General features: G+C 67.2%; 18 protein-coding genes and 2 tRNA genes. 8 read left to right on the forward strand and 12 right to left on the reverse strand.

The annotated features are described in order from the left end of the window. Positions 1–4 precede the first annotated feature (4 nt). On the reverse strand, positions 5–274 hold the full coding sequence (locus tag KR541_RS04475) for a DUF2164 domain-containing protein (RefSeq protein WP_050011597.1): 270 nt from the start codon (positions 272–274) through the stop codon (positions 5–7). Between the two features lie 247 nt (positions 275–521). Here KR541_RS04475 and serS point away from each other — a divergent pair, with 247 nt between their 5' ends. Continuing rightward, positions 522–1823: a serine--tRNA ligase gene (gene serS, locus KR541_RS04480; RefSeq protein ID WP_050011596.1), complete on the forward strand. Its 1302-nt coding sequence runs from the start codon at positions 522–524 to the stop codon at positions 1821–1823. Positions 1824–1938: 115 nt separating this feature from the next. Continuing rightward, positions 1939–2029, forward strand: a tRNA-Ser gene (locus tag KR541_RS04485). 375 nt (positions 2030–2404) lie between these two features. Here the strand turns inward: KR541_RS04485 and KR541_RS04490 are convergent. Continuing rightward, entirely contained in the window at positions 2405–3565 is a 1161-nt protein-coding gene (locus KR541_RS04490) for an alkane 1-monooxygenase (RefSeq protein WP_050011595.1), read from the reverse strand. 386 nt (positions 3566–3951) lie between these two features. Here KR541_RS04490 and KR541_RS04495 point away from each other — a divergent pair, with 386 nt between their 5' ends. From KR541_RS04495 to KR541_RS04515, 5 genes are all read left to right on the forward strand, one after another. Beyond that, positions 3952–4575 (forward strand): GNAT family N-acetyltransferase, encoded by a 624-nt coding sequence (locus tag KR541_RS04495; protein ID WP_235356145.1) that lies wholly within the window; start codon positions 3952–3954, stop codon positions 4573–4575. Between the two features lie 170 nt (positions 4576–4745). Next, positions 4746–5531, forward strand: a complete 786-nt coding sequence (minC, locus tag KR541_RS04500; protein ID WP_046545139.1) for a septum site-determining protein MinC — start codon at positions 4746–4748, stop codon at positions 5529–5531. Between the two features lie 59 nt (positions 5532–5590). Further along, positions 5591–6406: a septum site-determining protein MinD gene (gene minD, locus KR541_RS04505; RefSeq protein ID WP_006476635.1), complete on the forward strand. Its 816-nt coding sequence runs from the start codon at positions 5591–5593 to the stop codon at positions 6404–6406. 12 nt (positions 6407–6418) lie between these two features. Next, complete coding sequence (gene minE / locus KR541_RS04510; RefSeq protein ID WP_006476634.1) at positions 6419–6673, forward strand: cell division topological specificity factor MinE; 255 nt, start codon at positions 6419–6421, stop codon at positions 6671–6673. Between the two features lie 161 nt (positions 6674–6834). Then, positions 6835–7236: a YXWGXW repeat-containing protein gene (locus KR541_RS04515; protein ID WP_124556061.1), complete on the forward strand. Its 402-nt coding sequence runs from the start codon at positions 6835–6837 to the stop codon at positions 7234–7236. A 114-nt stretch (positions 7237–7350) separates the two neighbouring features. Here KR541_RS04515 and KR541_RS04520 read toward each other — a convergent pair whose 3' ends face one another. Further along, positions 7351–8898 carry a chloride channel protein gene (locus tag KR541_RS04520; RefSeq protein ID WP_216089388.1) on the reverse strand — a complete coding sequence of 516 codons (1548 nt, stop codon included), beginning with the start codon at positions 8896–8898 and terminating at the stop codon, positions 7351–7353. A gap of 192 nt (positions 8899–9090) precedes the next feature. Between KR541_RS04520 and waaC the strand changes: the two genes are divergently transcribed. Then, entirely contained in the window at positions 9091–10089 is a 999-nt protein-coding gene (gene waaC, locus KR541_RS04525) for a lipopolysaccharide heptosyltransferase I (RefSeq protein ID WP_050011591.1), read from the forward strand. A gap of 19 nt (positions 10090–10108) precedes the next feature. Here waaC and KR541_RS04530 read toward each other — a convergent pair whose 3' ends face one another. The 9 genes from KR541_RS04530 to rph form a co-directional block, all read right to left on the reverse strand. Next, positions 10109–10288: a hypothetical protein gene (locus KR541_RS04530; protein ID WP_006486620.1), complete on the reverse strand. Its 180-nt coding sequence runs from the start codon at positions 10286–10288 to the stop codon at positions 10109–10111. Between the two features lie 104 nt (positions 10289–10392). Continuing rightward, positions 10393–11703, reverse strand: a complete 1311-nt coding sequence (locus tag KR541_RS04535) for an MFS transporter (RefSeq protein WP_216089389.1) — start codon at positions 11701–11703, stop codon at positions 10393–10395. A 305-nt stretch (positions 11704–12008) separates the two neighbouring features. Further along, entirely contained in the window at positions 12009–12500 is a 492-nt protein-coding gene (locus KR541_RS04540; protein WP_050011589.1) for an energy transducer TonB family protein, read from the reverse strand. A gap of 305 nt (positions 12501–12805) precedes the next feature. Continuing rightward, positions 12806–13099 (reverse strand): hypothetical protein, encoded by a 294-nt coding sequence (locus tag KR541_RS04545; RefSeq protein WP_050011588.1) that lies wholly within the window; start codon positions 13097–13099, stop codon positions 12806–12808. 234 nt (positions 13100–13333) lie between these two features. Next, positions 13334–13729 carry a hypothetical protein gene (locus tag KR541_RS04550; protein ID WP_050011587.1) on the reverse strand — a complete coding sequence of 132 codons (396 nt, stop codon included), beginning with the start codon at positions 13727–13729 and terminating at the stop codon, positions 13334–13336. Positions 13730–13870: 141 nt separating this feature from the next. Then, a tRNA-Ser gene (locus tag KR541_RS04555) sits at positions 13871–13958 on the reverse strand. A gap of 44 nt (positions 13959–14002) precedes the next feature. After that, positions 14003–15217 carry a radical SAM family heme chaperone HemW gene (gene hemW / locus KR541_RS04560; protein WP_050011586.1) on the reverse strand — a complete coding sequence of 405 codons (1215 nt, stop codon included), beginning with the start codon at positions 15215–15217 and terminating at the stop codon, positions 14003–14005. Continuing rightward, positions 15214–15840, reverse strand: a complete 627-nt coding sequence (rdgB, locus tag KR541_RS04565) for an RdgB/HAM1 family non-canonical purine NTP pyrophosphatase (RefSeq protein ID WP_050011585.1) — start codon at positions 15838–15840, stop codon at positions 15214–15216. The genes hemW and rdgB overlap by 4 nt, the downstream gene beginning before the upstream one ends. After that, positions 15833–16573, reverse strand: coding sequence for a ribonuclease PH (gene rph, locus KR541_RS04570; protein WP_050011584.1), 741 nt, complete (start codon positions 16571–16573; stop codon positions 15833–15835). The genes rdgB and rph overlap by 8 nt, the downstream gene beginning before the upstream one ends. Positions 16574–16740: the final 167 nt, after the last annotated feature.

The following is a 16740-nucleotide window of genomic DNA, read 5'->3' on the forward strand; positions in this document are numbered from 1 at the left end:
GGCGTCAGCGCTTGCGGGCCGGCTGCTGTTTCTTCCAGTATTCGAACGGCTCTTCGTGGCATTCGATGTCGAGTTCGGCGACCCGCGCATGCAGGCGTTCCTGCGCGTCGGCGATCGCGAGGTTGTAGATCGCCGGTGCGACTTCCTGAATGAAGAAATGCAGCAGCGCGCCGGCCTGGATGTTGCCGATCGGCTCGTCCATGTTTTCTGTGAAATAACGTTGCAGCGACGCGATCGCGCGGTCGCGGACATCCTTGTCGAGTTCGATGGTCATCGGATTCCTTGGGAGCTGTGACGCGGAGCCGGCGCTCCGCCCGATTCGGTTGCCGCCGGCCGGCGCGGGCGTGGTGCGATCCGTCATGGCCACGCGCGCGGCAATTCGCCGGCCGCCGAGGCGGCGGGCCGCGAATGCGATACTGCCATGGCTGCCCATTTGCGGCATTGTCCATCCGGCCGACGCCGTGGCGGCCGCGCGGTGCGTTAGAATTCCCGTCTTACACAACGATTTTCCAAGTCCTCCCATGCTCGACATCCAGTTGCTGCGCAAAGACCTCGACGGCGTCGCCAAGCGCCTCGCCGATCGCGGCTACACCCTCGACGTCGCCGCGTTCTCCGCACTCGAAGCGGAACGCCGCGCGATCCAGACCCACACCGAAGAGCTCCAGGCGCGCCGCAACAGCCTGTCGAAGCAGATCGGCGCGATGAAGGGCAAGGGCGAGGACACGTCGGCCGTGATGGCCGAGGTCAGCGGGATCGGCGACGACATGAAGGCGTCGGAAGCCAAGCTCGGCGAGATCCAGGCGCGCCTGTCCGACCTGATGCTGGGCATGCCGAACGTCGCGCACGACAGCGTGCCGGTCGGCAAGGACGAAGCCGACAACGTCGAGGCGCGCCGCTGGGGCACGCCGCGGCAGTTCGACTTCGCGGTGAAGGATCACGTCGACGTCGGCACCCCGCTCGGCCTCGATTTCGAGACGGGCGCGAAGCTCGCCGGGGCGCGCTTCACGATGCTGCGCGGCCCGATCGCGCGCCTGCACCGCGCGCTCGCGCAGTTCATGATCGACACGCACACGCAGCAGCACGGCTATACCGAAACATACACGCCGTACATCGTGAACCCGGAGATCCTGTACGGCACGGGCCAGTTGCCGAAATTCGCGGACGACATGTTCCGCGTCGAGAAGGGCGGTGCGGAAAACACGGTCACGCAATACCTGATCTCCACGTCCGAGATTTCGCTGACGAACACCGTGCGCGAGTCGATCGTCGACGCGTCGGCGCTGCCGATCAAGCTCACCGCGCATTCGCCGTGCTTCCGCTCGGAAGCCGGTTCGTACGGCCGCGACACGCGCGGGATGATCCGTCAGCACCAGTTCGACAAGGTCGAGATGGTGCAGGTCGTCGCGCCGGAAACGTCGTACGCGGCGCTCGACGAGATGGTCGGCCACGCGGAAGCGATCCTGCAGAAGCTCGGCCTGCCGTACCGCGTGATCACGCTGTGCACGGGTGACATGGGCTTCTCGGCCGCGAAGACGTTCGACCTCGAGGTATGGCTGCCCGCGCAGAACACCTATCGCGAGATCTCGAGCTGCTCGAACACCGAGGCGTTCCAGGCGCGCCGGATGCAGGCGCGGTTCCGCAACGCGCAGGGCAAGCCGGAGCTCGTGCATACGCTGAACGGTTCGGGCCTGGCGGTCGGCCGCACGCTCGTCGCGGTGCTGGAGAACTACCAGAACGCGGACGGCTCGGTCACGGTGCCGGAAGTGCTGCGTCCGTACATGGGCGGCATGGAGCGGATCGACGCGCCGGTGCAGGCGTCGTAACGCCGGTCTTTCGCGCCCTCGCAAAAAATTTGCAGAAAGGGCTTGTCAGCCGCGAATCGATCGTCTTATAATCTTTTTCTCGCGGAAACGACCAGCCGCGAAATGCAGTAAGGAAGGAGAGGTGGCAGAGTGGTCGAATGTACCTGACTCGAAATCAGGCGTACGGTTTCCCCGTACCGTGGGTTCGAATCCCACCCTCTCCGCCAAAATACGAAGCCCCTTGATCCGAAAGGATCAAGGGGTTTTTCGTTTTGGGTCGTCGGTGCAGTGCGTCGATTGCGGATGCGGTGACGACAGGCGGCTACGGGCGCATCGCGTCGTGCCGGACGATAGCGGCGCGATCGTGCCGCCTCTTCAATGCGGGCTCGCTGCATGACGAATACGGCCGCCCCGTGCCGCACTGACTGTCGGAAGTCCTGAAGGTTGTGCATGGCCGATTGCCGTCGTCACCGGGCCATGTTCGCGTTGCCGGAAATCGGGTGACGGCGTCGCTGCCGCACCGTGCGCCTGCGAAACCGGATGCCGGCGCGCCGACCGTCTCAAGCAGCGCTCGCCGGCTTCTACACAGTGCTGCCGACCCATCAGCCCGCCGCCGGATACTGCGCCAGCACCCTGTCGCGGATCGCCGGCTTGATATTCGATTGCGCCATGTCGCCGCGATAGTGCGCGACGACCCGCGGGTTCATCACGCGATACCAGAGCGGCGGCACGTACGCGAACAGGATCATCGTCGCGTAGCCGGCCGGCAATTGCGGCGCATCGTCGAAGTGGCGCAGCGCCTGGTACGAGCGCGTCGGATTCGCGTGATGGTCGGCGTGCCGCTGCAACTGGTACAGGAACAGATTCGTGACGACGTGATTGCTGTTCCACGAATGCTGCGGCGTGCAGCGTTCGTAGCGCCCGTTCGGCAGCTTGCGGCGGCCGAGCCCGTAGTGCTCGACGTAGTTCACCACTTCGAGCAGCGACGCGCCGTAGACGGCCTGGATCACGAGGAACGGGATCACGACCTTGCCGGCCATCGCGATCGCGATGCCCCACACGACGGCGGTCATCGCCCATGCATGCAGTACTTCGTTGCGCCAGGTCCACGGCGAATGCCCGAGCCGTTCGAGGCGAGCCTGTTCGAGCCGCCACGCCGAGCGGATGCTGCCGGTCACCGTACGCGGCAGGAACGCCCAGAACGACTCGCCGTAGCGCGCGCTCGCCGGATCCTCGGCCGTCGCGACGCGCACGTGATGGCCGCGATTGTGCTCGACGTAGAAGTGGCCGTACGCGACCGGCGCGAGCGTGATCTTCGCGAGCCAGCGTTCGAAGCGGTCGGTCTTGTGCCCGAGCTCGTGCGCGGTGTTGATCGAGATGCCCGTTGCGGCGCCGAGCGACAGCGCGAAGCCGACGTAGTCGTACCACGCGAGCGCGTGCGTGCCGACGATCCACACGCACATGAAGAACGCAACGTATTCGACGAACGTCGCGAGATAGACGATGTATCGGTAATAGCGCTCGCGTTCGAGGTGCGGCACGACCGCTTCGGGCGGATTGTCGCGATCGTCGCCGATCAGCGTGTCGAGGATCGGGATCACGCCGAACGCGAACAGCGGGCCGAACCACCAGAACACGTGAAGGCCCGTCGCCAGCGCGAGCTGCGCGGCGAGGATCGGCAGCGTGATCGTCAGCGCGCCGAGCAGCCACAGGTAACGCTTGCCATCCGACCAGCCCGAGGCCGATCCGTCGGTCATTGTCATTGTCTCCCTCCAGTCGGCCGGCCCGCAGGCGACCGCATGCAAGATTGTTCGAATCCTCGTGGTCCGCGACGCGCGCGGCAGCGCCGGATCGTTGCCCGGTTCTGCCTGTTATACGACTGGTGCGCGCACTTGCCAAACCCCCGCGCTAGGCGTGGCGCTCCAAACGACGTGCCGAAGCAGGGGCGCCGCGCGCTTTTCGTTGGCTTATATTACGTAGCATTACGACCACGGCGACACGTTCCAACGCAGTGCCAAACCGGTCGGCCGCGCATCGCAAGGAGAACGACGCAAAGCGCCGGATCACGCGATCGCGCCCACCGTCCCGTCGTCGCGCGCGTCGATGCCCCGATGCTGCACCTGCACACCGGGCGCCGCGAGTCGTGCTGATGACATCTGCCGCCTTTCGATCCGCGCTGCCATTTGAAAATTACGATTTGACTCATGCCCCGCTTTCGGTTGAAGCTACTAGCTTGCTGTCCGAAGGGGGCTGTGCCTGCATGAGTTCGATCTTGACCGTTCGTCGTATCGCTGCCGATCAGGGCGGCGTGTATCGCGAACTCCGCGCCGCATCGCTGCGTGAGCCCTATGCGCCCGGCGAAGCGCCGGAGGCCGAATTGCTGACCGTCGAAACGGACGCGGCGTCGGCGATCGCCGCGCAGCGCGCCGTGTCCGACGAGTCGACGACTTTCCTGCTGTACACCGAAGGCCACCCGGCGGGCATGATCGGCGCGTATTTCGACAACACGCCCGATCGGCGCGCGTTCGTCAGCGAACTGTGGGTCGCGCATGCGGTGCGTCATCTGCGCGGCGGCGTGCTGCTGCTGGAGACGGCCACCGCATGGCTCGCCGAGCGCGGCGCCACCGACGTCTACGCGTGGATCGCCGATGCGAACCGCAACGCGATCCGCTTCTACGAGCGTGCCGGTTTCGGCAACACCGGTGAACATGCGCCGATCGCGCGGATGCCCGGCGCGATGAAATCGCTGTTCGTGTCGCAGGTGAAGCACTGACCCGACCTCGAAATAGCCCGCCGCGCGGCGCGACGAAAGCCCGATCGCCCGCTGGCCTGCCCGCCTGCCGATTGCGCGTCCGCCCGGGCCGCCGCAATCCCGAGTCCCAAAAATAATGGCCGCTCGCGTGGACGCCTGTAAAATACGCAAAAAATTTTTGCAGAGTGTCCATGTCGCTTAAAAAATCGCCATTCTTCGAGCTGCGCAGCGGATCGGTCGATACGTTGCTGTTCACCGTGAAGACGACCGATCTCGACGCGTTGCGTACCGAACTGGTCAAGCGCTTCGAAGCGACTCCCGAGTTTTTCGCCGACGATGTCGTCGCGATCGACGTCCGCCGCCTGGCTGACGGCGAGCGCGTCGCGCTCGCGGACATCCGCCAGATGCTGAACGACGTGCGGATGCGTCCGGTGGGCGTCGTCGCACTGGCAACGCAGGGCTGGGCGGGGGAAGCCGGCCTGCCGTTGCTGGAGGCGCGCGATCGCCGCGCGCCGGCCGCGAAACCGGCCGACGAAGCGGAACCGGCGGCCGTGCCAGCCGTCGAGCCCGCCGCCGCTGCGGCAGCCGCAGCGGCGCCCGAACAGCCGTCGGAACCCGCGCCGACACTCGTGCAGGCCGGCGGCCAGACGCTGGTGATCGACCGGCCGTTGCGTTCGGGGCAGCAGATTTACGCGAAAGGAGACCTCGTGGTGCTCGCGCCGGTCAGTCACGGCGCGGAAATCATCGCGGAAGGCAATATCCACATCTACGCGCCGTTGCGCGGCCGCGCGCTCGCGGGCGTGCACGGCAATCACGACGCGCGCATTTTCTGCACGTGTCTCGAACCGGAACTGATTTCGATCGCGGGTATCTATCGAACGACCGAGAACCCGCTGCCCGCCGACGTACTGGGCAAATCGGTACAGATCCGGCTCGAAGAGGAAAAACTGATGATCGAACCGCTGCGCCTGACGTGATTCACGCGGTGCGCTCCGGATCGATCGGCTCTCATTGACGAACACAGGGTATTGGGTAAATGGCAAAAATCATCGTGGTGACCTCGGGCAAGGGCGGCGTGGGCAAGACGACGACGAGCGCGAGCTTCGCGTCGGGTCTCGCGCTGCGCGGCCACAAGACGGCCGTGATCGACTTCGACGTCGGCCTGCGCAACCTCGATCTCATCATGGGCTGCGAGCGTCGCGTCGTGTATGACCTCGTGAACGTGATCCAGGGCGAAGCGAACCTGAACCAGGCGCTGATCAAGGACAAGAAGTGCGAGAACCTGTTCATCCTGCCGGCGTCGCAGACGCGCGACAAGGATGCGCTGACGCGCGACGGCGTCGAGAAGGTGCTGAACGACCTCGTCGCGATGGACTTCGAATACATCGTCTGCGATTCGCCGGCCGGTATCGAGGCCGGTGCGCTGCACGCGATGTACTTCGCGGATGAAGCGCTGATCGTCACGAACCCGGAAGTGTCGTCGGTGCGCGACTCGGACCGCATTCTCGGCATTCTGTCGTCGAAGACGAAGCGCGCGACCGAAGGCAAGGAGCCGATCAAGGAACACCTGCTGATCACGCGTTACAGCCCGAAGCGCGTGAGCGAAGGCGAGATGCTGTCGCTCGAGGACATCAGCGAGATCCTGCGCATCAAGCTGATCGGAGTGGTGCCCGAATCGGAAGCCGTGCTGCATGCGTCGAACCAGGGTCTGCCGGCCGTGCATATCGACGGCACCGACGTCGCGGAAGCGTACAAGGACGTCGTCGCCCGCTTTCTCGGCGAGGACAAGCCGCTGCGCTTCACCGATTACCAGAAGCCGGGCCTGCTGCAGCGCCTCTTCGGCAGCAAGTAACGGAGGCCGCCCATGTCCATCCTTTCGTTTCTCCTCGGCGAGAAGAAGAAGTCCGCATCGGTCGCGAAGGAGCGCCTGCAGCTCATCATCGCGCACGAGCGGGTCGGCGGCCGGCCGCCGGCCGATTACCTGCCGGCGCTGCAGAAAGAGCTCGTCGCGGTCATCTCGAAGTACGTCCATATTTCGGACGATGACATCCGCGTGAGCCTCGAGCGCCAGGACGACCTCGAAGTCCTCGAAGTGAAGATCGAGATCCCGCAAGCCTGACGCTCAGCGTGTGTCCTTCCGCACGGCGGCGCCCGCCGCCGTGCGCGTCTTACGCCCTGTTGCACTTTCGGGCACGCCGTAACACGACGCCTGTCGGCCGTCATCGCCCCTCCCGCATTGAACGAATACGCTCACGTGTGTTGTTCAACCAGGAGGTTGTGATGGCTGTCTCTACCGTTTCACGTCGTATCGTTTCGCTCGCGCTGTTCGCCGCGGGCCTGTCAGCCGTCGTCGCACCGTTCGCCGTGCACGCGGACGAGATTCTCGTCGGCACGCCCGTGATCGCGCCGCAGGGGCGCATGGTCATCGCGGAGCCGGTCGCCGTGCGCACTGAGGAAATCGTCGTCGTCGCGCCGAATGCGCCGCCGCCCGTGCGCTACGAGGTCGTACCGGCCACGCGCGTCGGCTACGTGTGGGACCGCGGGCACTGGCACTGGGACCATGGCCGCTACGTGTGGATCGGCGGCCACTGGGAGGCCGAGCGCGTCGGCATGCAATGGGTGCCCGGGCATTGGGACCAGCGCGGTCCGAACTGGTTCTGGACGCGCGGCCACTGGGCTTGAGGCAGGCGCGATGAAAAGAACCGCAATCGCCATCGCGCTCGTCGCGATCACGCTGGCCGGGTGCATCGTCGTGCCGGCGCGGCCGGTCTACTACCGGCCGGCGCCCGTCGTGATCTACTGAGCGTCGCGCGGGCCGTGCTGTTGCGTCGGGCCGTTTGCATCGGTTACAGCCGGCCCGGCATCGTGCGGCGCCGCCGTGTCCGCGGCGCTGTCGCCCGGCGCCGCAGCGGCCGGCTCGTCGCCGCCTTCGTCGCGCAGCGTGTCGAGCGGATCGGCGGGGGCCGCGGTTGCATCCCGCGGTTCGGTCACGTCGGTCATGTTGCCGGCCGCGGCCGCAGTGGTTGCCGCGGCCGGCGCGGCGGGCGGCGCGAGATAGCGCTGCGCGAGCGTTTCGTACAGCGGCGGCGCAAAAAAGCGCGATACCCGGCTCGATACCAGTGCAGTCGCCATCAGCGAAATCACGAGCGCATGACCGTTGATCATTTCCATCACGATCACGAACGACGTGATCGGCGACTGCGTGACGGCGGCCAGGTAGCCGACCATTGCGAGCGCGATCAGCATCGGCAGGCTCATGTTGCTGAACACGGCATGCAGCACGTTGCCGAAGCCGGCGCCGATCGACAGCGACGGCGCGAAGATCCCGCCCGGGATGCCCGGCAGGTACGACGCGACCATCGACACCATCTTCAGGAGCGGATAGAACACCGACAGCTGCTGACTGCCATCGAGCAGGCCGCGCGCCTCCGCATAGCCGCTGCCGAACGTCGTGCCGCCGGACACGAGCCCGACGACGGCGATCGTGAAGCCGCACAGCGCGGCGAACGCGACCGGCCGCTCGCGATACAGGCCCAGCAGTCGCGCGGGCAGCCAGCGCCCCGTGTTCAGCAGCAACCAGCAGAACAGGCCGCCCGCGATGCCCGTCACGATCGCGGTGACCAGCACCGCGACCGCCAGCAGCTTCGGGAAATGGAGCCCGGCGTTGATCGTGCCGAAATACGTGTAGTTGCCGTTCAGCCCGAGCGCGACGACGCCGGCGAGGATGATCGCGGTAATCAGTACGCCGCTGGCGCGCGCGGAGAAGCTGCGGGTCAGTTCCTCGATCGCGAACACGATGCCCGCGAGCGGCGTATTGAATGCGGCCGACAGCCCGGCCGCCGCGCCGGCCAGCACGAGCTGGCGTTCGATCTGCGCGTTCGAGCGCGGGTAGAAGCGCCGCAGGTTGAACATCAGCGCCGCACCGACTTGCACGGTCGGCCCTTCGCGGCCGATCGTGAAGCCGCCGAGGATGCCGAGGAACGAGATCAGCACCTTGCCGAACAGGATGCGCAGCGTCAGCAGCCGGGCGCCGAATGCGCTCGGGCGCGCATGCAGCGTCGCGATCACCTGCGGGATGCCGCTGCCCTCGGCGCCGCGGAAAAAGCGGCGCGTGATCCATGCCGACAACGCGGCGATCGCCGGCGTCAGCAGCAGCGGCAGCCAGACGGCGTGATCGCGCATCGCGCGGAAAGTCTCGTAGCCCCAGTCGATCAATCGGGCATACAGGACGGCCGCGAGGCCGACGACGATCGCGCCGAGCCAGAAAACACCATACTGGCGCCAGATTCGCAGCGAGCGGCGGGTAAGGGCGGGAAACAGCGCGGGAAGGGCGGGGCGCGGCATGGGCTCGGCCGGAGGGCAAAGAGAGGATTATAAAAAGGAACCGATGCCAGCGGGGACGACGACGCGCCGCGCAGGACGACAAAAATTCACAAAAGAGATGCAATTTGTTGCAAATGTAATGTTCGCGTAATGTCTGGACATAGCAACCGTCGTTAGCATGCCAAGATGGCCAGTCGAGAATTCCCGCAAATCGTGAAACGAATCCTTATCGTGAAAGTGACGTCGCTCGGCGACGTCGTCCAGACGCTGCCTGTCGTCGCCGACCTGCATCGCGCGTTCCCCGGCGTGACGGTCGACTGGGCCGTCGACGAATCGTGCGCGGAGGTCGTACGCTGGCATCCGGGCGTGAGCGCCGTTCTGTGCGCGCCGCTGCGCCGCTTCAAAAAAATGCGCAACGCAGGCGACCTGAAGGCGATCTCGGCATCGATCGGCGCGCTGCGTGCGCACCGCTACGACGCGATCATCGATCTGCACGGCGTGTACAAGAGCGCGATCATTTCGTCGCTGGCGCGTGGCGCGCGTCGCTTCGGCTACCAGACGCAGGATCTCGGCGAAACGGGCGCGCGCTTCGCGTATTCGCACCGTTTCGGTCCGCGGCCGGACTGCGACGCATGGCACGGGATGCGGGTGAGTGCCGGCGAAGCGCTGGGCTACGTGCCGGAAGGGCCTGCCACGCACGGCATCGTCGCGCCGCAGGATGCGAGCCTGCCCGCCGCCGTGACCGACGGCGGGCCGTTCATGCTGCTGTTCCATGCGACGTCCAATCCCGACAAGAAGTGGCCGCCCGGACACTGGGCCGCCCTTGCGACGCAGATGATGGCGCGCGGCTTGCGCGTGCTGGTGCCGTGGGGATCGGCGGCCGAGCACGACGATGCACGGGATATCGCCGCGCGGGCGCCGGGCGCGATCGTGTTACCGGCGATGACGGTGCGTGAGCTCGGCGCGGCGCTGGGTCGGGCCGCGCTCGTGGTGGGCGTCGATACCGGGTTCGTGCACATGGCGCACGCACTGCAGCGGCCCACCGTGATGATTTTCGTCGCGACGTCGCGCCACCATTGCGGGATCGGCGGCGTGCCGAATGCGCTGTCGATTGGCGAGCCGGGCGCGATGCCGACCGTCGACGAGGCGCTGGAGGCGATCGATACGGTCTGCCCCGCCTACGGCACGGTGCGCGCGCGGCTGTCCGCCTGACGCGGCGCGGCGGCCGCGGTCAGGCGAGCAGCGCTTCGACCGTGACGACGGCGGCGATGGCCGCCAGATTCGCCAGCAGCGCCTCGAACACGAGGCCGCGCCAGGTTTTCGGCCGAAACCGCAGCGCGAGCAGCAGCGCGCCACCGAGCGCGAGCGCAAGGATCAGCACGAGATCGGCATTGGCAAGGCGGATATTCATGGCGGCGGCTCCTGTCGGGGCGGGATCTCCGGGCGCGCAACGACGCGCCCAGGATCGAGTATAGGCAGCGCCCGCCGTCGTACAACCCGGGTCGCCCCGAAGGGTCAGACGAGCGACGCGTCGCGCGTCTCGCGCATCAGCAGCACGCCGATCAGGCTGATCGCCGCCGCCACCGACACATAGCCGCCGACCCACGACAGCCCGCCGCGCGCAACCAGCAGTTGCGCGATATACGGCGCGATCGACGCGCCGAGGATTCCGCCGAGGTTGTACGCGACGCCCGCGCCCGTGTAGCGGACGTTGGTCGGGAACAATTCGGGCAGCAGCGCGCCCATCGGTGCGAACGTCACGCCCATCAGGAACAGCTCGATCGTCAGGAACAGCGCGACGAGCGGCATCGAGCCGCTGCCGAGCAGCGGTTCCATCGCGAACCCCGACAGCAGCGCGGCGATCGCGCCAACGACCAGCACCGGCTTGCGGCCGAAGCGGTCCGACGCCCATGCGGACAGCGGCGTCGCGACGCCCATGAAGACCACCGCGAAACACAGCAGGCCGAGGAAGCTCTGGCGCGGAATATGCAGCGCCGACACGCCGTACGACAGCGAGAACACCGTCGAGATGTAGAACAGCGTGTAGCAGACGACCATCGCGAGCGCGCCGAGCAGCGTCGGCTGCCAGTGCTGCGTGACGAGCGTCGCGACCGGCACGCGCACGCGCTCGTTGCGGTCGAGCGCTGCCTGGAACGCGGGCGTTTCGGTGATCTTGAGCCGCACGTACAGGCCGAGCGCGACGAGCACCGCGCTGACGAGGAACGGGATGCGCCAGCCCCAGCTGCGGAACTGCGCGTCGGACAGCGACAGCGCGAGCGCGAAGAACAGCCCGTTCGACATCAGGAAGCCGACCGACGGCCCCAGTTGCGGGAACATCCCGAACCAGCCGCGCTTGCCTTGCGGCGCGTGCTCGGTCGCGAGCAGCGCAGCGCCGCCCCATTCGCCGCCGAGGCCGATTCCCTGGCCGAAGCGCAGCACGCACAGCAGCACCGGCGCGAGCGCGCCGATCGCGTCGTAGCCGGGCACGAAGCCGATCGCGGTAGTGGACACGCCCATCACGAGCAGCGATGCGACGAGTGTCGACTTGCGGCCGATGCGGTCGCCGAAGTGGCCGAACAGGAACGAGCCGATCGGACGCGCGATGAACGCGATCCCGAACGTGACGAACGCGGACAGCGCTTGCGCCGTCGCGGAGCCGTGCGGGAAGAATACGGGGCCGATGACGAGCGCGGCGGCCGTCGCGTACACGTAGAAATCGTAGAACTCGATCGCGGTGCCGATGAAGCTCGCGAACACGATGCGCCGGTGGCTGACGGCGCCGGCCGAACCGGTTGCGTGTGCAACGGTTGCGGGGGATGCGGACATGGATGTCTCCGTTTTGTCGTTGGGGCAGCCGGCTGGGCGTGCGCTGGGGCAGGCGACTGCCTGCCGGGCGCGCCGGGCAAATGATTGATGCGGATGACGCGGTGGCGGCGTGGACGCGCGCCGTGGCGCGGACGTCACCCGCCGGTCGACGATGGAGACGGATACGTCGCCGCCGCCCGGTGCCGGCGTGGTCGGCTCGCTTGCCGGGTGGGGCGCGCGAACGCGCGCGCGGCGTGATGGCCGCGCGAGTGCGGAAAATTATAGCCAGCGCTGCCGCCCCCCGGCAATCGGGCCGCGGCGGCGCGTCAGTCGATCGATTGCGCCTGCGCGGACGCGGTGCTTTGCAGCTGGAAGTGGCCGTCGTCGTTGAAGAGCCAGCCTTCCATCAGTTCGAGCCGACCGTTGCCGTCGAGCAGCCGCGACGGCGGCGCCGGCAGCGGCGCCGAGCGGCGCAGCGACGCGAGCGCGAGCGCTTCCGCCTCGCTGTCGCCGTTGCTGCGATAGACGGATGCGTTGATCACGCGGCCGTTGCCATCGACGGTGAAGGCCACGACGACGAGCGAACGCAGCATGGCCTGCGGTGTGCCGTGCAGCATGCCGGACGGATTGCGTTCGGCGACGCGGTGCGCGACCTCGACGCGATACTGGTCGAGATTGCCGCTGCGTATGACCGACGGAATCGTCACGACCGAGCGTAACGACGAAGGCGGCGTGATCGTGCACGCGGCGAGCAGGGCGACGACGGCCAGCGCGGCAACACGCAGCCGGGCGACGCACGGACGGGGAAGGGGGCGCATGACGTGATGGCCGGGAGGGACGATAAAAAAATGATAGGCGTACCGACGCGAGGCGATATGGGGGGAAACGCATAGCGCGCGGGACCGGTCGTTGCGCTCGCAGATGATGCCGGCCGGACGCCCCGTCGAGCCACGCGCGTCGTGCACCGCGATGTGACGCGACATGTGGCGGCGTCCGCAGCGGACGCGTGCTGGAAGGTTGAAAGTCGCGGCACGCTGCAATCGTCCGGCCGCGCGGCGCGGTCAGCCGATGCGGCCACCTCGGCAGCCTTCCGGGGAATCGTCGGCGATGCGTTCCGGCCGCGTCAGAAGCCGTGCGTCACGAGCGACAGGACCGACAGGTCGGGGTGCGTGCCGTCGATGATGCTCTTGCCGATGTGCACGGCTTCGTGGGTCGCCTCGTCGACGCTCGCGAAGCTTTCTTCGCCATCCGCGTGGAACGGCACCGCGTGGCCGGGCAGCGCGGGATTCACGCCCGGATGGCACACGTAGCCGGTGTAGGTATAGCGCGTGTCGCTGCCGGGCATCGCGGCCGGCACGACATGGATCTCGAAGCCTTCGTAATCGACGTGGTCCGTCGCGGTCGACAGGTCGGTCATGGCGATCTCCGTGTGCCGTGCGCAGGGGTGGCGCGTGCGGCATCGAATACGCGGCGGCGTTCGTGTCGCCGTGTTGAACGAATTCTAGGCGATGACGGGGCGGCCCGGGAGGCGTCAGGCGGTGTGCGGCGGCAGGCGTCCGGGACGCTCGCACCCTGTCGCTTCGACGCGTCGACGATCCGGCGCCGATTCCATCAGCGGGCGACGGAAACGGGGATCATCGTATTTTTCGCATCATTGCTTGCAGCGCGCGTCCTTGCGCTGCACGACGACGATCACCGGATACTTCTGGCCATGATCGAGCTCCACACGCGCGACGACGGTCAGCGTCGCCGGGTCGGAATCGTCGTACACGCTGACCTGTTCGTTGCGCAGGTAGGTCACGCCGGTGCAGTTCGACGTGCGTCCGTCGTCGCCCACCTTGCACTGAAGCTCGTTGTCCTTCAGGTAGTTGTATGGCGACGGGCTCGCGAGATACTCGCTCAGGCCGCGCGGCGAACCGCCGACGCCGGTCACGTACGCGATCGCGCACGACGCCTGTGCGTCGCTGCCGGAGGCGGTGTCGGCCGCCGCATGCGCGCTGACGGCGGCCAGCACGGCGACGAGCGACGAGACGAGGAAGGGCTTCATGACGTGGATTTCCCGTTTCGCGAATCGGAGCGCGGGATTGTAACGGCATCCGGCGCGATGCGTCGGAACGTGCGGGGCGCACGCGTGCGGACAAACAAAAACCCCGTCATTCTGCGAATGGACGGGGTTCGGCGAACTTCCTGGCGGAAGCGGTGAGATTCGAACTCACGGACAGTTTCCCGTCGCTGGTTTTCAAGACCAGTGCCTTAAACCGCTCGGCCACGCTTCCACACGAGGCGGCATTGTAACCGAAATGCCGCCGCGTTCATCCGTTCAGTCGTCGCGCAGGAACAATTCCTGCAGGTCGTTGAGAAAACGCTGGCCGAGCGGCGTCGGCGCGATTTGCGTGAAATCGCGCGTGATCAGCCCACGCCGTTCCGCTTCCTTCAACGCCGGCTCGATCGTGCTCATCGGCAGGCCCGTCCGTTCGACGAAGCTGTGCACGGGAAAGCCCTCGACGAGCCGCAGCGTATTCAGCATGAATTCGAACGGCAGGTCGCGCGCGCCGACTTCACGCTCTTCCTGCACGGCCGTGCCGGCCTTCGCCTGTTCGATGAAGGTTGCCGGATGCTTGTAGCGCGCTTGCCGCAGGACCCGGTTCGGGAACGACAGCTTCGTGTGCGCGCCCGCGCCGATCCCGAGATAGTCGCCGAAGCGCCAGTAGTTCAGGTTGTGCTTGCACTGATGATTCGGCTTCGCGTACGCGGATACTTCGTAGCGCCCGTAGCCGGCGTCGGCCGTGCGCGCGTGGATCCATTCCTGCATGTCGGCCGACGCGTCGTCGTCGGGGACGACCGGCGGAAACTTCGCGAACAGCGTATTCGGCTCGAGCGTCAGGTGATACAGCGACAGGTGCGGCGGCGCGAACGACAGCGCGGTCTCGATGTCGGTGCGGCATTCGTCGAGCGTCTGGTTCGGCAGCGCGAACATCAGGTCGAGGTTGAAGTTGTCGAAGTTCTTCGCGGCGATCTCGACGGCCGCGCGGGCCTGCGCGGTGTCGTGAATCCGGCCGAGCGCCTTCAGGTGCGCTTCGTTGAAGCTCTGGATGCCGACCGACAGGCGGTTCACGCCGCTTGCGCGGAACTGCGCGAACTTCGCGGCTTCGAAGGTCCCCGGGTTCGCCTCGAGCGTGATCTCGGCATCGGCGTCGAGCGGCAGCAGCGCGCGCACGTCGGACAGCATCCGGTCGAGGCCGGCCGCCGACAGCAGGCTCGGCGTGCCGCCGCCGATGAACACGGTATGCACCTGCCGACCCCACACGAGCGGCAGCGCCTGCTCGAGGTCGGCGCGCAACGCGTCGAGATAGTCGGCTTCCGGAAACCGTTCGCCTTTCCATTCATGCGAGTTGAAATCGCAGTACGGGCACTTGCGCACGCACCACGGGAAATGCACGTACAGCGCGAGCGGCGGCAGCGACGTGAGGCGCACCTGGCCGGGCGACGTGAAGGTCGCGACGACGCGCGCACCGGTGTCCGAAGCCTGGCTCATGCTTCCTCCGCGAGCCGCGCGAGCAACGCCTTCAGCGCCAGCGCGCGATGGCTGTGCGTGTTCTTCACTGCAGGCTCGAGTTCGGCGGCCGTCGCGCCGAGCGACGGCAGGTAGAAATACGGGTCGTAGCCGAATCCGTGTTCGCCGCGCGGCGTATCGACGATCTCGCCGGCCCAGCGCCCTTCGGCGAATAGCGGTTCCGGATCGTCCGCATGGCGAACGAGCGCGAGCACGCAGCAGTAGTACGCACGCCGGTCGGCGACGCCGCGCAGCTGCTCGACGAGATACCCGTTGTTCGCCGCGTCGCCCTTGTCGCGGCCCGCGCGCTGCGCATAGCGCGCCGAATAGACGCCCGGCGCGCCGCGCAACACGCGCACGCACAGGCCGGAATCGTCGGCGATCGCCGGCAGTCCGGTGAGCCGCGACGCATGGCGCGCCTTGGTCAGCGCGTTCTCGATGAACGTACCGAACGGCTCTTCCGCCTCCGGCACCGCGAGGTCGCCCTGCGGGACGATCTCGATGCCGACCGTCGAGAACAGCGCGGTGAATTCGCGCAGCTTGCCCGCGTTGTTCGACGCGAGAACGATGCGCGACAGCGGCGCGACGGTGCGGTCGTCAGGCATGGCTCGCACCCAGGACCTCTTTCTGCAACCGCACGAGCTCGGCGATCCCGCCCTGCGCGAGGTCGAGCAGCGCGTTCATCTCGGCGCGCGAGAACGGCACGCCTTCGGCCGTGCCCTGGACTTCGACGAAGCCGCCCGCGCCGGTCATCACGACGTTCATGTCGGTGTCGCAGCGCGAATCTTCCGCGTAGTCGAGGTCGAGCACGGGGGCGCCTTCGTACACGCCGACCGAGATCGCGGCGACGTGGTCGGTGATCGGCGAGCGCGTGAGCTTGCCGGCCGCGATCAGCTTCGACACGGCGTCGTGCGCGGCGACGAACGCGCCGGTGATGCTGGCCGTGCGCGTGCCGCCGTCGGCCTGGATCACGTCGCAGTCGATGTGGATCGTGCGCGGGCCGAGCGCCTCGAGATCGAACACCGCGCGCAGCGCGCGGCCGATCAGGCGCTGAATTTCCTGCGTGCGGCCCGTCTGCTTGCCGCGCGCCGCTTCACGGTCGCTGCGCGTGTGGGTCGCGCGCGGCAGCATCCCGTATTCGGCGGTCAGCCAGCCTTGCCCGCGCTCGCGCAGGAACTCGGGCACGCGCTCGGCGACGCTGGCGGTGCACAGCACCTTGGTGTCGCCGAATTCGACCAGCACGGAGCCTTCGGCGTGTTTCGTGTAGTGGCGCGTGAGGGCGACCTTGCGCAGTTCGTCGGCGCGGCGGCCGCTCGGGCGGGAAACGGAAGACGTCATGGGGAAATCGCGGAAGGAGAGGAAACCCCGATTCTAGCGCCGAACGGCGGGCGTCCCCGGCGGGGTGGTCCGCAAAAATGGGATAATGCGCGCTTCCCGCCCCGCGCTTTCCGATGCGCCGGGCGCCTCGATGTATTCCCGCCCGCGAGGGCACCAGACGGCGAGAC

It is taken from the genome of Burkholderia sola (assembly GCF_905400185.1).
Taxonomy (GTDB): Bacteria; Pseudomonadota; Gammaproteobacteria; order Burkholderiales; family Burkholderiaceae; genus Burkholderia; species Burkholderia sola.

Coding starts and splice junctions, on each gene's coding strand:
- KR541_RS04515 (WP_124556061.1), top strand. CDS start 6,835: ATGGCTGTCTCTACCGTTTCACGTCGTATCGTTTCGCTCGCGCTGTTC.
- rdgB (WP_050011585.1), bottom strand. CDS start 15,840: ATGCCTGACGACCGCACCGTCGCGCCGCTGTCGCGCATCGTTCTCGCG.
- hemW (WP_050011586.1), bottom strand. CDS start 15,217: ATGAGCCAGGCTTCGGACACCGGTGCGCGCGTCGTCGCGACCTTCACG.
- KR541_RS04550 (WP_050011587.1), bottom strand. CDS start 13,729: ATGAAGCCCTTCCTCGTCTCGTCGCTCGTCGCCGTGCTGGCCGCCGTC.
- minE (WP_006476634.1), top strand. CDS start 6,419: ATGTCCATCCTTTCGTTTCTCCTCGGCGAGAAGAAGAAGTCCGCATCG.
- KR541_RS04530 (WP_006486620.1), bottom strand. CDS start 10,288: ATGAATATCCGCCTTGCCAATGCCGATCTCGTGCTGATCCTTGCGCTC.
- KR541_RS04475 (WP_050011597.1), bottom strand. CDS start 274: ATGACCATCGAACTCGACAAGGATGTCCGCGACCGCGCGATCGCGTCG.
- KR541_RS04545 (WP_050011588.1), bottom strand. CDS start 13,099: ATGACCGACCTGTCGACCGCGACGGACCACGTCGATTACGAAGGCTTC.
- KR541_RS04535 (WP_216089389.1), bottom strand. CDS start 11,703: ATGTCCGCATCCCCCGCAACCGTTGCACACGCAACCGGTTCGGCCGGC.
- KR541_RS04495 (WP_235356145.1), top strand. CDS start 3,952: ATGACATCTGCCGCCTTTCGATCCGCGCTGCCATTTGAAAATTACGAT.
- serS (WP_050011596.1), top strand. CDS start 522: ATGCTCGACATCCAGTTGCTGCGCAAAGACCTCGACGGCGTCGCCAAG.
- minC (WP_046545139.1), top strand. CDS start 4,746: ATGTCGCTTAAAAAATCGCCATTCTTCGAGCTGCGCAGCGGATCGGTC.
- rph (WP_050011584.1), bottom strand. CDS start 16,573: ATGACGTCTTCCGTTTCCCGCCCGAGCGGCCGCCGCGCCGACGAACTG.
- KR541_RS04520 (WP_216089388.1), bottom strand. CDS start 8,898: ATGCCGCGCCCCGCCCTTCCCGCGCTGTTTCCCGCCCTTACCCGCCGC.
- minD (WP_006476635.1), top strand. CDS start 5,591: ATGGCAAAAATCATCGTGGTGACCTCGGGCAAGGGCGGCGTGGGCAAG.
- KR541_RS04540 (WP_050011589.1), bottom strand. CDS start 12,500: ATGCGCCCCCTTCCCCGTCCGTGCGTCGCCCGGCTGCGTGTTGCCGCG.
- KR541_RS04490 (WP_050011595.1), bottom strand. CDS start 3,565: ATGACAATGACCGACGGATCGGCCTCGGGCTGGTCGGATGGCAAGCGT.